The sequence below is a fragment of the Nostoc sp. PA-18-2419 genome (assembly GCF_005869855.1).
Classification (GTDB): Bacteria; Cyanobacteriota; Cyanobacteriia; order Cyanobacteriales; family Nostocaceae; genus Nostoc.
This window is the reverse complement of the sequence record NZ_SZNH01000011.1, coordinates 223,184-240,140: the sequence shown is the minus strand read 5'-3', so window position 1 is coordinate 240,140 and position 16,957 is coordinate 223,184. Positions and strand designations below refer to the sequence as shown.

Annotated in this window: 5 protein-coding genes; all 5 read left to right on the top strand. The window is 37.3% G+C overall.

Annotation, left to right across the window (positions count from 1 at the left end; translation table 11 throughout):
• Window positions 1–72: 72 nt before the first annotated feature.
• The 5 genes from FCR06_RS14305 to FCR06_RS14285 all read left to right on the top strand — a co-directional run bounded on the left by FCR06_RS14305 (window position 73) and on the right by FCR06_RS14285 (window position 16,858).
• Window positions 73–1,713: an aminotransferase class V-fold PLP-dependent enzyme gene (locus FCR06_RS14305; RefSeq protein WP_138500703.1), complete on the top strand. Its 1,641-nt coding sequence runs from the start codon at window positions 73–75 to the stop codon at window positions 1,711–1,713.
• 63 nt (window positions 1,714–1,776) lie between these two features.
• Complete coding sequence (locus FCR06_RS14300) at window positions 1,777–6,591, top strand: type I polyketide synthase (RefSeq protein ID WP_138500701.1); 4,815 nt, start codon at window positions 1,777–1,779, stop codon at window positions 6,589–6,591.
• Window positions 6,592–6,626: 35 nt separating this feature from the next.
• The gene (locus FCR06_RS14295) at window positions 6,627–11,315 is read left to right on the top strand and encodes a type I polyketide synthase (RefSeq protein WP_138500699.1); all 4,689 of its coding nucleotides are present in this window, start codon (window positions 6,627–6,629) and stop codon (window positions 11,313–11,315) included.
• The gene (locus FCR06_RS14290) at window positions 11,308–15,978 is read left to right on the top strand and encodes a type I polyketide synthase (RefSeq protein ID WP_138500697.1); all 4,671 of its coding nucleotides are present in this window, start codon (window positions 11,308–11,310) and stop codon (window positions 15,976–15,978) included. The genes FCR06_RS14295 and FCR06_RS14290 overlap by 8 nt, the downstream gene beginning before the upstream one ends.
• A gap of 112 nt (window positions 15,979–16,090) precedes the next feature.
• Window positions 16,091–16,858 carry a class I SAM-dependent methyltransferase gene (locus tag FCR06_RS14285; RefSeq protein ID WP_223280140.1) on the top strand — a complete coding sequence of 256 codons (768 nt, stop codon included), beginning with the start codon at window positions 16,091–16,093 and terminating at the stop codon, window positions 16,856–16,858.
• Window positions 16,859–16,957: the final 99 nt, after the last annotated feature.

Below are 16,957 nucleotides of genomic sequence, written 5' to 3'. Positions count from 1 at the left end.
TCAAATATTTTAGAGTCAAGCAGGCATAACATTCTGACTACAAAAACAAAGTAAAAAATCTTGCAACCAAATATGACATCAAGCAAACAAGAAATGCTAAATAAAAATTCCTTTTTTGAATCTGAGCAAACATTCGATAATGGAATTGAAGAACAAGTAATGCAATTGTTTGCTTCATGCAATCAAGCAATTTCTATCGAAAAACAAATCGATGAAATAACTGATAGCTGGTCGCAAGATTTTTTAAACGCTATCGATTCTAATACTAATATTGATTTAGAGTTACTATTAGAAAAGTTTACTGATAGTAAGATTCCCGTTCAGCCTAGCAATTTTGAAAGCTATCTCAAATACATAGGCAACAATGTTGTTGCTCATTCAATACATACATCTTCGCCACGATTTATTGGTCACATGACCTCGGCACTTCCTAGTTTTGTACGCCCTTTGGCTAAATTGATGACGGCAATGAACCAAAACGCCGTCAAAATAGAGACAGCCAAAGCCCTAAGCTTTTGCGAACGCGAAGCTTTGGCTATGTTGCATAGACAAATTTATAATTTTTCTGATAATTTTTACAATCAACATATTCAAAATAATTTGAGTACACTGGGAATTTTGGTTTCTGGTGGAACAGTGGCAAATATTACAGCAGTGTGGTGTGCGCGAAATGCTTCACTAGGCCCCAAAGATGGATTTCTTGGTGTAGAAAAAGAAGGTTTAGCAGCTGCTTTAGATTTCTATGGCTATAAAGGAGCAGTAATTATTGGCTCTGACTTGATGCATTTTTCTTTTGATAAAGCTGCGGATTTAATGGGCATTGGTACGAATAGTTTGATCAGAATCCCTGCTGACCGTAATAATCGAGTTGATATACAAGCACTGCGTCAAACTGTTGTCAACTGTCAAGCCAAAAACTTGCTGATTATTGCAATTGTGGGAGTTGCTGGGACAACAGACTCAGGTGGAGTTGATTCCCTGATAGATATCGCAGAAATTGCACACCAAGCCAATGCTCATTTTCATGTAGATGCTGCTTGGGGTGGGCCGCTAATTTTTTCTGAGCAATATCGATATAAGCTTGCTGGTATAGAAAAAGCCGATTCAGTCACTATTGATGGACATAAACAACTATATCTACCAATGGGTATTGGGATGGTCTTTTTTAGCGATCCACATTTGGCTGGAGCGATCGAAAAACAGGCTAGTTATACCATGCGTAAGGGATCGTTTGATTTAGGTAAACGTGCTTTAGAAGGTTCTCGACCAGGCATGGCTTTATTTTTACACGCCGGTTTAAAGCTGATTGGTGTTAAGGGATATGAGTTTTTGATTAATGAAGGAATCCGAAAAACTCAATACATGGCTGCTTGTATTTCGGCTATGCCCGAATTTGAATTGCTGGCAGAACCAGATACTAATCTATTAACTTATCGCTATATTCCAAAACGATTTAGAAGAGTACATAGTATAAACCAATTGACAGATATAGATAATCAAATTATTAATAATTTTAATGAATGTTTGCAAAAATCTCAGCGTCAAATTGGTCATACTTTTATTTCACGAACAACAAAAAAAGATATCAAGTTTGGCAGTGAAACTCCGATAGTTGCTATGCGGGCAGTGATTGCTAATCCATTAACTACAGAAGAAGATATTCGTGCAGTTTTAAATGAGCAGATCGAGATAGCTGCCAAAATCCAAATTTAAATTTTCTTAAATATTAAAATCCCACATTCTGTTTAGTTTTTTTAATAAATTAAGATGATAGAAATGAGTAAATTAGATAAATATGAGAACTTAATTGACCAAGATGCAATAGCTATTATTGGGATGGCGGGGCGTTTTCCTGGTTCAAAAAATATTGATATTTTTTGGCAAAACCTACGTGATGGTGTAGAATCAATTTCTTTTTTCACAGATGAAGAATTACTATCTGCTGGGGAAGATCCATCATTGCTCAACGATCCTAATTACGTGAAAGCAAATGGTATATTAGAAGATATAGAGTTATTTGATGCTGAATTTTTTGGCTTTTCACCTAGAGAAGCTGAAATTACAGATCCCCAGCACCGCCTTTTCATAGAATGTGTTTGGGAAGCTTTAGAAAATGCTGGTTATAATTCGGAAACTTATAGCGGTCAAATAAGTCTTTTTGCCGGTGCATCTCCCAATATGTACCTCCTGTCAAACTTATATTCAAATCGAGATTTAATAGAATCAGTAGATAGCTTCAAACTTTTGCATGGAAACGAAAAGGATTTTTTGCCTACACAAGTTTCTTACAAATTGAACTTGAGAGGGCCAAGTATAAATATTCAAACTGCTTGCTCGACATCATTAGTTGCTATCCACCTAGCCTGCCAAAGTTTACTAAATGGTGAAAGTGATATTGCTTTAGCGGGCGGTGTTTCCGCTACAACAATGCAAAAAAGTGGTTATCACTATCAACCAGGAGGAATTCATTCTCCTGACGGACATTGTCGAGCTTTTGACGCACAAGCAGAAGGAACTATTGATGGCAATGGTTTAGGTGTAGTAGTCTTGAAAAGATTAGAGGATGCCATTGCTGATGGTGACTTTATCCATGCAGTAATCAAAGGTTCAGCTGTTAATAACGATGGTTCTTTAAAGATTGGATATACAGCCCCTAGTATTGAGGGTCAAAGGGAAGTAATTTTAGAAGCTTTAGCTTTAGCTGAAGTCGAACCTGAAACTGTTACTTATGTAGAAGCACACGGTACGGGAACTGTCTTAGGAGATCCGATTGAAATCAAGGCTCTCACACAAGCTTATCGTGCTAGCACAAATAAAAAAGGCTTTTGTGCTATTGGTTCAGTAAAGACTAATGTCGGGCATCTGGATATAGCAGCAGGTGTAACAGGATTTATTAAAACAGTCCTGGCACTAAAACATAAACAAATACCACCTAGTTTACACTTTCAAAAGCCAAATCCCCAGATAGACTTTGCCAATAGTCCCTTTTACGTCAACGCTAAATTATCGGAGTGGAAAACTAACGGAACACCACGCAGAGCAGGTGTAAGTTCTTTAGCAATTGGTGGGACTAATGCCCATGTGATTTTGGAAGAAGCTCCAGTGATTGAGGCTTATAGTCCTTCTCGTCCTTGGCAATTGTTACTGTTCTCAGCCAAAACCAGCACAGCTTTAAATACTGCAACAGCGCAACTGGGCGAGCATTTAGAGCAAAACCCCAATATTTCCTTACCAAATGTCTCTTACACCCTACAAATAGGTCGTCGAGCTTTTGACTATCGTCGTGTCATGGTTTGTCACGACCTAGATGATGCAGTGAAATTGCTTAACAGCCAAGACCCGCAACGTATTTTTAGTCTCCATAATGAGCCTGGTCACTGTCCGGTCATTTTCATGTTTTCTGGACAAGGGTCGCAATATGCAAATATGGGTCGGGAATTATATGAAGTAGAACCGACCTTTAAAGAACATGTAGATACTTGCGCTCTAATATTGCAACCCCACCTCGGTCTTGATATCCGCTCTCTACTTTACCCCAAGGGACAAGATACCGAAACTGCATCTTTGCAACTACAACAAACAGCCCTCACCCAAAGCGCGTTATTCGTTACAGAATACGCCTTAGCTCAGTTATTAATGTCATGGGGTGTGCTACCAGAGGCGATGATTGGTCACAGCATCGGGGAATATGTAGCAGCAACCATAGCAGGTGTATTTTCCCTAGAGGATGCCTTAAAAATTGTGGCAAAAAGGGGACAGTTAATGCAACAACTACCTTCTGGAAGTATGCTAGCAATTAGGCTTCCAGAAAAAGATGTACAATTGCTACTATCGGCACAGCCGTTGTATAAAAAATCTCTCCAAATTGCAGTTATTAACAGCCCATCATCCTGTGTTGTTTCTGGAACAAAGGAAGCGATCGCACTACTAAAAAATCAATTATCCTTTGAAGAAATTGAATGTCAACTGTTGCATACGTCTCATGCGTTCCATTCTGTAATGATGGAACCAATACTAGAAGCATTTATTGAAGCTATCAAAACAGTCGAATTAAATCCACCACAGATACGCTTCATTTCTAATGTTACTGGTAGTTGGATTACAGATGCACAAGCCACAAATCCTAATTACTGGAGTCAACATTTACGACAAACTGTGAGGTTTTCAGATGGGATATCGCAACTATTGGGGCAGTTTGAAGGCGTCTTTTTGGAGTTGGGGCCGGGGCGGACATTAAGTACGATTACGAAACAACATTTAGATAAAAACACCAAACAACAAGTACTAACTTCATTAAGTCATGTCAAAGAACAACAATCAGATGTTAGCTTTTTATTACAGACATTAGGTCGGCTATGGCTTTCTGGTGTAGAAATAGATTGGTCGGGATTTTATACCCACGAGCAACGTTATCGTTTACCTTTGCCGACTTACCCATTTGAACGACAAAGGTACTGGATTGAACCTAATAAGCAAGGACAAAACGAGCGTCACACTCCACTATCACTGGCTAAAAAACCAGATATAGCTGACTGGTTTTATATTCCTTTTTGGAAACCTTCTTTACCCCTCGTACAACTCGAACATCCAGAATTAGGATTGGAAAAATCCTGCACTTTGGTGTTTATGGATGAGTGTGGCTTGGGTAACAAGTTAGTCAAACAACTAAAAACACAAGATCAGGGTGTAATTACTGTAAAAGTTGGTAAAAATTTTAATACAGTAGATGAATCTCAATATACTATCAATCCGGAAAGCGATCGTGATTACGATGTTCTAATTCAGGAGCTTTTTAAACAAAACAAGTTGCCAAAAACGATTGTTCATTTATGGAGTGTCACACTTAACAGCGAACAAGAATTAGAAATCGAAAAATTAGAAAAAACTCAAACAACAGGATTTTATAGTCTCTTATTTCTTGCCCAAGCTTTAGGAAAACAAGAAACTACTGAGGAAGTAAAAATCACAGTTATTTCTAACAACCTCCAGTCAGTGACCGGAACCGAAATGCTTTGTCCAGAGAAAGCCACTTTGCTCGGACTAATTAAAGTTATTTCCCAAGAATATTCAAATATCAATTGTCGTAGTATTGATGTTATCTTACCCCATATAGGCAGCTGGCAAGAAGAAACACTTGTAGAACAAATACTAGCAGAACTGAGCGTTGATGATTCTCAAAAGTTAATTGCTTATCGAGGTAGCAATCGTTGGGTACAAAGTTTTGAGCCTGTGCGTTTTGAGCAACCTAAAATCCAAAAGCCTCGATTACGAGAAAAGGGAGTCTATTTAATTACAGGTGGACTTGGAGGTATTGGACTTGTTTTAGCAGAATACTTGGCTCGAACTGTACAAGCAAAACTGCTGTTAGTAGGACGAACAGCTTTGCCCAAAAAAGATGAGTGGGAAAAATGGCTATCCACCTATGAGGAAACTGATAGCACTAGCAGTAAAATTCGTAAAGTTCAACAACTTGAAGATTTAGGTGCAGAAGTTTTAGTAATCAGTGCTGATGTCAGCAACATCGAACAAATGCGAAGTGCTATTGCTGTTGCTCAACAGCAATTTGGTCAACTTAATGGTGTNACTAGCAGTAAAATTCGTAAAGTTCAACAACTTGAAGATTTAGGTGCAGAAGTTTTAGTAATCAGTGCTGATGTCAGCAACATCGAACAAATGCGAAGTGCTATTGCTGTTGCTCAACAGCAATTTGGTCAACTTAATGGTGTGATTCATGCTGCTGGGGTTGCTGGAGGCGGTGTGATTGGGCGAAAAGCTCAAGCAGATGCACAAAGTATTCTCGCTCCTAAGGTTAAGGGGACAATAGTTATTGATAAAATTGTTAAAGATATTCAATTAGATTTCTTTGTCTTGACATCATCAAAAACCTCAATTTTAGGAGAATTTGGACAGGCAGATTATTGCGCTGCAAATGCTTTTCTTGATGCCTTTGCCCATCATAATGCCTCAAAAAAGGGGAGATTTACTACAACTATCAACTGGGATACTTGGCAAGAAGTTGGGATGGCGGTAAACACTGAATTGCCCCAACGACTCCAACAATTGCGAACAGAAAATCTTCAACAAGGAATATTGCCTGATGAAGGTGTAGATGCTTTTCTACGCATTTTAGGAAGTAAAATGCCTCAAGTTGTAGTATCTACGTCTGACTTATTGGATATACTTAAACACTACAATTCTTACAACGAAACCCAAGTACTCGAATTTTTAGAAACTGTCAATCCATCCAACTCCAAATATCCTCGACCGGAACTAAGTAATGATTATGTTGCTCCTCGAAATGAAATTGAGCAAAAGATTAGCAACATATGGCAAGATATTTTGGGAATAGAAATGATAGGAATATATGATAACTTCTTTGAAGTTGGTGGTGATTCTCTAATCGGGATTCAAGTTATTGCAACCTTAAATAAAGAATTTAATTCCAAGATTTCTGTTGCTAAGCTTTATGAATGTCCAAATATTGGTTCTATGGCAAAGATTTTTACTCCAGAAGAACCTCAGGAAAATACTTTTGAACAAAGACTAAGCCGAGGACAGAGAAGAAGGCAGATAAAAATGCAAAGTAACTAAAATATGTTAACTTAATTTCAATTTCTCTATATTTTATGAACCCTGAAATAAAACAAGAAGAAACAGCAAATATAGATATAGCAATAGTGGGAATGTCAGGTCGTTTACCTGGTGCTAAAAATATTGATGATTTTTGGCATAATCTTCAAAATGGTGTTGAGTCTATTTCATTTTTCTCCAATCATGACTTAGTAAATTTAAATCTCGGAGAAGATATTCTAAACAATCCCAATTATGTTAAAGCAGCACCAACATTAGAAGATATTGAACTGTTTGATGCTAGGTTCTTCGGTTGCAGCCCTAAAGAAGCTGAAGCAATGGACCCTCAACATCGCCTGTTTATGGAATGTGCCTGGTCATCTCTTGAAAATGCTGGATATGATCCAGAAACTTATAAAGGTTTGATTGGCGTTTATGCTGGTATAAGTACAAATAGTTACTTTTTTAATAATATCTACTCAAACGTTAATTTTATTAATGTTTCTACTAACTATACTTTAAATAAAGATTTTTTGACTACAAATATTTCATATAAATTAAACTTAAAAGGCCCAAGTGTAGGTATTCAAACTTACTGTTCTACTTCATTAGTTGCTGTGCATTTAGCCTGCAAAAGTCTACTTGATGAAGAGTGTGATATTGCTTTAGCAGGTGGAGTTACAATTGTGGTTCCACAAAAGTCAGGTTACTTATATGAAGAGGACGGAATTTTATCTCCTGATGGTCATTGTCGAGCCTTTGATGCTAAGGCACGGGGTACTATTTTTGGCAGTGGACTTGGAATAGTCGTCTTAAAAAGATTAAAAGATGCTATAGCAGATAAAGATTATATTCATGCAGTTATTAAAGGTTCAGCAATTAACAATGATGGTTCCTTAAAAGTTAGCTATACAGCACCTAGTGTCAATGGTCAAGCTGAAGTTATTGTAGAGGCTCTAGCAAACGCTGGAATAGATGCTAATGATATTTCTTATATAGAAACTCATGGAACTGGAACAGCAACTGGTGATCCAGTTGAAATTGCTGCACTTACCAAGGCTTTTCGTGCTTTCACACAGAAAAATGGCTTCTGCGCCATTGGTTCAGTAAAACCAAACATCGGACATCTAGATATCGCATCTGGAATAGCGAGTCTAATTAAAACTGTTTTAGCATTGAAATATAAACAAATACCTCCTAGCTTAAATTTTGAAGCTCCTAATCCAGAAATTGATTTTGCAAACAGTCCCTTCTACGTTAATACTAAACTTACTGAGTGGAAAGCTAACAAGACTCCCCGTCGAGCAGGAGTTAGTTCTTTAGGTTTTGGTGGAACTAATGCTCATGTAATTTTAGAAGAACCTCCAAAAATTCAATATTTTGATAACTCAAGGCCTTGGCAATTAATATTAGTATCAGCCAAAACTAGCTCAGCACTTGAAACTGCGACTACAAATTTAGTTACATATTTAAAACAATATCCAGATACAAATTTAGCCAATGTAGCTCATACTCTGCAAGTAGGTCGTAGAGCTTTTAACCATCGCCGAATGTTGGTGTGCCAAAGTGTTAAAGATGCTGTATATGTCTTAGAAACACTGGAGCAAGAACGGATTTTTACTGCATATCAAGAGCGTAGAGAACAGCCAGTCGTCTTCATGTTTTCTGGACAAGGAGCGCAATATGCAAACATGGCTAAGGAACTATACGAAATCGAACCAACATTTACTAAACACGTAAATAATTGCGCCGAGATTTTAGAACCCTACCTTGGGCTTGACATCTGCCATCTACTTTTTTCAGAGGAAGAAAAAATTGCAGCAGCTAGCCAACAACTACAGCAAACAGCACTTACCCAAAGCGCATTATTTGTGATTGAATATGCCCTAGCTCAATTATTGATGTCATGGGGTGTGCGACCAGAGGCGATGATTGGTCACAGTATTGGGGAATATGTAGCAGCAACCATTGCAGGTGTATTTTCTGTAGAAGATGCCCTAAAAATTGTGGCAAAAAGAGGACAGTTAATGCAACAAGTACCCACAGGAGGTATGCTAGCAATTAGGCTTCCAGAAAAAGAGGTGGAATTGCTGCTGTCTGCACAGACGTTGTATAAAAATTCCTTAGAAATTGCAGTTGTTAACAGCCCATCTGACTGTGTAGTTTCGGGAACAAACGAAGCAATTTCTGTGCTACAAAACCAATTATTTTCTCAAGGGATTGAATGTCGTCTGCTACATACATCTCATGCCTTTCATTCTGTGATGATGTCAGCAATATTGGAACCATTTGTGCAAGCTGTGAAAAAAGTGAAGCTCAGACCACCTCACATACGCTTCATTTCTAATGTGACTGGTACTTGGATTACGGATGAACAAGCTACAAATCCCGATTATTGGTGTCAACATTTGCGTCAAACTGTGAGGTTTTCAGATGGAATATCGCAATTAATAAAGCAGTTTGAAGGTATTTTTATAGAGGTGGGACCAGGACGAACTTTAAGTACGATTACAACAAAGCATTTAGATAAAAATGCCAAACAACAAGTACTAACTTCATTACGTCATGTCAAAGAGCAACAGTCTGATGTTAGCTTTTTATCACAAACATTAGGTCGGTTGTGGCTTGCTGGTGTAGAAATAGATTGGTCAAGATTTTATACTCACGAGCAGCGTCATCGTTTGCCTTTACCAACTTATCCTTTTGAGCGACAACGGTATTGGATTGAACCAAAAAAGCAAGGACAAGATGCTACTCCAACTCAAGTGTCACTGGCTAAAAAACCTGACATAGCTGACTGGTTTTATATTCCTTTTTGGAAGCCTTCTTTACCTCCAGTACAACTCGAACATCAAGAATTAGCATTTCAAAAATCCTGCGCTTTGGTGTTTCTCGATGAGTGTGGTTTAGGTATAAATTTAGTAAAACGATTGGAAAAACAAAACCAGGATGTTATTACTGTAAAGCTTGGTGAAAAATTTACTGTACTAAGTGATTATCAATATACTATTAATCCCGAAAATAATCAGGATTACAATGCTTTAATCAAAGACTTGATTGGAGAAAATAAGCTGCCAAAAACAATTGTTCATTTGTGGAGCGTTACACCTAATAATGAACAAGAATTAGAAATCGGAAAAATTGATAAAACTCAAATAACGGGATTCTACAGTTTGCTATATCTTGCCCAAGCTTTGGGAAGACAAGAGACTACAGAGAATTTTAATATTATTGTTATTTCTAATAACTTACAACCAGTAACAGCAACTGAAGTAATTTTTCCAGAGAAAGCCACTTTGCTCGGTCCAATTAAAGTTATTTCCCAAGAATATTCAAATATTAATTGTCGTAGTATTGATGTTATCTTACCCCATATAGGCAGCTGGCAAGAAGAAAAACTCTTAGATAGATTACTAGCAGAACTGAGGGTTGATGATTCTCAAAAGCTAATTGCTTATCGAGGTAGCAATCGTTGGGTACAAAGTTTTGAGCCTGTGCGTTTTGAGCAACCTAAAATCCAAAAGCCTCAACTACGAGAAAAGGGAGTCTATTTAATTACAGGTGGACTTGGAGGTATTGGACTTGTTTTAGCAGAATACTTGGCTCGAACTGTACAAGCAAAGCTGCTGTTAGTAGGACGAACAGCTTTGCCCAAAAAAGATGAGTGGGAAAAATGGCTATCCACCCATAATGAAACTGATAGCACTAGCAGTAAAATTCGTAAAGTTCAACAACTCGAAGATTTAGGTGCAGAAGTTTTAGTAATCAGTGCTGATGTCAGCAACATCGAACAAATGCGAAGTGCTATTGCTGTTGCTCAACAGCAATTTGGTCAACTTAATGGTGTTATCCATGCTGCTGGGGTTGCTGGAGGCGGTGTGATTGGGCGAAAAGCTCAAGCAGATGCACAAAGTATTCTCGCTCCTAAGGTTAAGGGGACAATAGTTATTGATAAAATTGTTAAAGATATTCAATTAGATTTCTTTGTCTTGACATCATCAAAAACCTCAATTTTAGGGGGATTTGGACAGGTAGATTATTGCGCTGCAAATGCTTTTCTTGATGCCTTTGCCCATTATAATGCCTCAAAATATCACAGATTTACTACAAGTATTAACTGGGATAATTGGCAAGAAGTTGGAATGGCGGTAAACACAGAAGTACCTGAACAACTCCAAGAATTGCGAGTAGAAAATCTTCAACAAGGGATATTACCTGATGAAGGCGTAGATGCTTTTCTCCGAATTTTAGAAAGTACAATGCCTCAAGTTATAGTATGTACTTCTGACTTATTGCATTATACAAAACACTATACTTCTTACAACGAAACACAAGTCTTAGAATTTTTAGAGACTGTCAATCCATCCAACTCTAAATATCCTCGACCGGAACTAAGTAATGATTATGTTCCTCCTCGAAATGAAATTGAGCAAAAGCTTGCCGATATCTGGCAAGAAATCTTAGGAATTAATGAGGTAGGTCTCTACGATAATTTCTTTGAATTAGGAGGAGATTCACTATTAATAATTCAACTTCGCAGTCAAATTAAAAAATTTTTAAATAAAAATATTCCAACTGCTAGCCTATTTGAATATTCAACTATCAGTGCTTTGGCAGAACATATTGGCAGAAAACAGCTTGAAGAACCGATATTTTTGAAAGCTGACGAACGTGCTAGCAAAAAAGAAGCGGCTATGCAAGAAAAAAGACAATTAATGAAACAAAGGAGGAAGTGGGATGGATAGCGAACAAATCCATGATTCCATCAAAGGCATAGCCGTAATCAGTATGGTTGGTCGTTTTCCAAAAGCCAAAAATGTTGATGAATTTTGGCAGCATTTGTGCAATGGAGAAGAGACGATTTCTTTGTTCAATGATGAAGAATTAAAAGCTTCGGGCGTAGACTCAGCTACACTAAGTAATCCTGAATATGTCAAAGCTGGTGCTAATCTTTCAGATATTGAAATGTTTGACGCTTCTTTCTTCGATTTCTCGCCTAAGGAAGCCGAAATCATGGATCCACAACACCGGATTCTGCTTGAGTGTGCTTGGGAAGCTATAGAAACTGCTGGCTATGCTCCTGGATCTGAGAAAGAGTTGACTGGTGTTTATGTAGGAAATTTTATTAACAACTACTGGCTGAGTAGATTAAGTGTCAACCCTGAGATAATCGAATCAACGGGTTCATTAATTGAATTAAACAATAGTCATCATTACCCAGCTACAAGAATTTCATATAAGTTAAACCTCAAAGGGCCAAGTATAAATATTAGTACGGCTTGCTCTACATCATTAGTAGCTGTTCACTTAGCTTGCCAAGGATTGCTCAACTATGAGTGCGATTTAGCTTTAGCAGGTGGTATTTCAATACAGTCTATACAAAAGCAAGGTTATTTTTATCAAGAAGGGGGGATGACTTCCCCCGATGGTCGCTGTCGCGCTTTCGATGCTAAAGCAAATGGAACTATTTTCAGTGATGGCGTAGGGATTGTCCTACTCAAGAGATTAGAGGATGCTTTAGCAGATGGGGACTGCATTCTTGCGGTGATTAAAGGTTCAGCTATTAATAATGATGGAGCCGCTAAGGTAGGTTACACAGCTCCTAGCGTCGGTGGTCAAGCTTCAGTAATAGCTGAGGCTCAGGCGATCGCTGGATTTAATCCAGAGACAATTACCTATATCGAAACTCATGGAACTGGTACAAGCTTGGGAGATCCGATTGAAATTAGTGCCCTCAAAAAGGTATTTGAATCCCGTACCAAAAAGAATGGATTCTGTGCTATTGGTTCGGTAAAGCCGAATATTGGACATCCAAATATAGCAGCTGGGGTGACTAGTTTAATCAAAACGGTCATGGCACTGAAACACGGTTTGATTCCTCCTAGCTTACACTTTGAACATCCTAATCCGGAAATAGATTTTGCCAATAGTCCCTTTTATGTCAACACCAAATTATTAGAGTGGAAAACTGACGGTAGACCCAACAGAGCTGGTGTAAGTTCTTTTGGTATTGGCGGGACTAATGCTCATGTGATTTTGGAAGAAGCTCCAGTAATTGAAGCTTCAAGTTCCTCGCGTCCTTGGCAATTGCTTGTACTCTCAGCTAAAACCAGTTCAGCCCTGGAAACTCTGACAGCGCAATTGTGTACTCACTTCGAGCAAAATCCTGATATTCTTCTACCGGATGTAGCTCATACCCTACAAGTTGGTCGTCGGGCTTTTGAGTATCGCCGTTTCATCGTTTGCGATCGCCAAGAAGATGCAATAAAATTTCTTGACAACCAAGACCCAATAGGTGTTTTTAGTCATCACCGCAAGCCTGGTCATTGTCCAGTGATCTTCATGTTTTCCGGACAAGGGGCGCAATATGCAAATATGGCTAAGGAACTATATGAAATTGAACCGACGTTTAAAAAACATGTAGATGCTTGCGCTTTTATTTTACAACCCTACCTCGGTCTTGATATCTGCTCCCTACTTTATCCCAAGGAAAAAGACACTGAAACTGCTTCAAAGCAATTACAACAAACAGCGCTGACACAACCAGCGTTATTTGTTATCGAGTATGCTTTAGCTCAGTTATTAATGTCGTGGGGTGTGCTACCAGAGGCGATGATTGGTCACAGTATCGGGGAATATGTAGCAGCAACCATAGCAGGTGTATTTTCTTTAGAGGATGCTTTAAAAATTGTCGCCAAAAGAGGAGAGTTGATGCAACAACTATCCTCTGGAAGTATGGTAGCAATTAAGCTTCCAGAAAAAGATGTGCAGTTGTTATTAGAATCAGAAACGCTCTATAAAAATTATCTCCAAATAGCAGCAATAAATAGCCCATCTTCTTGTGTTGTTTCTGGAACAAACGAGGCAGTTGCGAGACTACAAAATCAATTATCTTCTCAAGAAATTGAATCTCGGCTATTGCATACATCTCATGCATTCCATTCACAAATGATGTCACCAATACTAGAGGCGTTTATTGAGATAATAAAAAAAGTCAAACTGAATCCACCATGTATTCGTTTTATTTCTAATGTTACTGGTAGTTGGATTACAGATGCACAAGCCACAAATCCAAATTATTGGAGCCAACATCTACGAGAAACTGTGAGATTTTCTGATGGAATATCTCTACTGTTAAAACAGTTTGAAGGTGTTTTTCTAGAGGTAGGACCAGGACGAACTTTAAGTACTATTACTACACAGCATTTAAATAAAAATGCTAAACAACAGGTAATAAGTTCATTACGCCATGTGAAAGACCAACAATCTGATGTTAACTTTTTATTGCAAACATTAGGTCGGTTGTGGCTTTTTGGTGTACAGATTGACTGGTCAGGATTTTATACTCACGAGCAGCGTCATCGTTTGCCTTTACCTACCTATCCTTTTGAGCGACAAAGATACTGGATTGATGCTAAATCACCATCGCCTTCTTTAAATAGTAAGTCAGCAAAATTAGATTGTAAACAAGATATTACCGACTGGTTCTATGTTCCTTCATGGAAGCGCTCTTTGCTACGTAACTCATCCTCTGCTCAAATAGAATCTACACCAGACGATTGGCTATTTTTTCTTGATGAGTTAGGAATTGGGGAAAAATTAATCAATGCATTAATTAATCAAGGTAAAAATGTCATTACCGTTAAGCAAGGAGAGCAGTTTAAAAAACTAAGTGATAGCAGTTATATAATTAATCCACGCAGATACGAAGACTACAATAGTTTATTTAAAGAATTAATATTATTAGGAAAAACTCCCCAAAATATTATTTATTTATGGAGTATCAGTAATCTGGAAAATCGCCATCCAGAGAATTATTTAGAATTCAATAGTTTGTTGTTGATAACAGAGAACCTTAGTAAGCTAAATAGCCGCATAGAGAGCAGTAAAGTTAAGAGCGATCGCTTACAACTTTGGGTTATATCAAACAACATTCAAGAAGTCAATGGTAATGAAAAACTAGACTCCCAAAAAGCAACAATATTAGGTTTATGTAAAGTTATTCCTCAAGAATATTCTCATATGAACTGTCGGTGTATTGATGTTGCCTTAAAAAATCACCAAGGCTTTGAAGATAGATATGGAAAAGAAGGAAATTATTACAGTAACATTACCGACCAACTTTTAAGCGAGTTCACAGCTCTTTCCTCAGACTTGGTAGTTGCATATCGCGACTTATATCGTTGGGTACAAACATTTGAGCCAGTTCGCTTAGAGTCAGAAGTTGGAGAAAAAATACCGTTAAAAAAACACGGTGTTTACCTGTTTTTTGGGGGATTAGAAAGTATTGAAATTGTGCTTGCAGAATATATAGCCAAATTTCTAGAAGCACAACTAATATTTATCGAGGATTTAGATTTTCCAGAAAAGGATGATTTCTCGCAATGGCTCGAAGCTCACCTTGAAGAAGATGAAGTGAGTTGCAAAATTCAAAAGTTATTAGCATTGGAGGAATTAGGTGCAAAAGTATTGGTAGTGCGTGCAGATATAAGTAATTATCAACAAATCCACCAGAGTCTTGCACCTGAAAATATTGGTCAAATTGATGGGGTTATCTATTCGACTCGAATCAAGCGCGAAGATATATTTAGTTTGATTCCAGAAATTAGTAATTTAGAATTAGAAAAGCTATTTAAGTTACAACATCGTCAAATTACTGTATTAGAAAAATTCTTAGAAAATAAAAAATTAGATTTTTGTATTGTCTTTTCTTCTTTATCTTCTATTTTAGGAGGATTCGGATTAAGTTTATATTCAGCAGCTAATCATTTTATAGATACCTTTACTAACCAACATAACCGAACTTATTCTTTGCCGTGGTACACTATAAATTGGGATAAATTAAAACTCAATTCTGCTCAAGAGCAAAAAGTACTGCGAGGATCAGGGGTAGAATTAGCCATTACTCCAACAGAAACTATAGAAGTATTTAAACGAATATTTTCTTTAGATAAAGGAACTCAAGTTGTTGTTTCCACAGTAGATTTAAAAGCTAGGTGCGAGCGTACATTTGACCTTGACTCTCTACCAGATTCAAAATCTTCCTCTCAAATAGACTCATCCTCACTTTACTCCAGACCTAATCTTACTAATTCTTATGTTGCTTCGACAAATGAGTTAGAAAAACAAATTACCCAAATATGGCAAGAGGTACTTGGGATTGCAGAAATTGGTATTTACGACAACTTCTATGAGTTAGGAGGAGACTCCCTGATTGCAACTCAACTAATTTCTCGCTTGCGAGCAAACTTCCCAGTAGATTTACCGCTACGTGACCTTTTATTGCAAGCTATGATGCCTATCAAGCAGGCAGAAATGATTGAGCGACTTCTGGTAGAAAAAATTGAAGAATTATCTGAAGAAGAGGTAGAAATGCTTTTGGTTAATCATACATATATTAATATATAGAGAGTTGAAAAGAGAAAATGTTTCTCTTCTAAACGTGATAAAAAATCCTTTAATTTTCAGTTTTTCAAATTAATTTATTTCAAAAATTATTTATAAATAGGAAAAATAGTTTATGTCTTTGGCAACTAATTCTTTTATATCTTTAGCTAGCAATCCTCCAAATTATGAATCGGTTGCTCGCTTACAGAACGAATTTAAGAATAGAGATGAATTTATAGTGGATGGTGTAATACCTTTTTTAGAGCAAATATTGTTTCCATATATCTCTAAAGAAGCGCATATTCTCGACCTTGGTTGCGGTTGTGGACATTTAGTACAACAGCTTCACTTGAAAGGGTATCAAATGACTGGAATTGATGCATCTAAAGGACTATTAGGCTATGCTCAAACAAATGCACCTGACAGTGAATTTATCTTTGGTGATATACGCAACTTTGAGTTGCCACCTACCTTCAATGCTATTATTTCAATCGATGTTTTACTTTTCATCCTCAATAATGAAGACTTAACAGCCATCTTCAAAAATGTATATGCAGCATTACAGGACAATGGTCTGTTCGTGTTTTCGATACCATTAATAGAATTGATGGATAAGCAGACTCAAGAGGGTTCTTTCAATCATATCTATGTTAATGATGAATGTGCATTTATTGAATTATTTAACTATAATTCGGAAAAAAAGATGTGGAAAATCGAAGTTACCGGATTTGAATTAGTAGAAAAAACTTGGAAGCGTTCAGACACTACTTGGCTGAGAAAAGATCACTTATTCACAGATGTTCAATCGGCTTTAGAAAATGTAGGCTTCACTGAAATTAGTCATGTTGATGCTGGAGGGTTAGGAGGTAGCGCTTGCTTTGTTTGTTGGAAACATATCTAGCACAATAGTAAAATGACAAAGTTTTTGGTCTTCATGGTACTGCAATCATAATTAATAATTATTTACCTAAAAAAAGTTGCACTTAGTAACTCTTGAGAT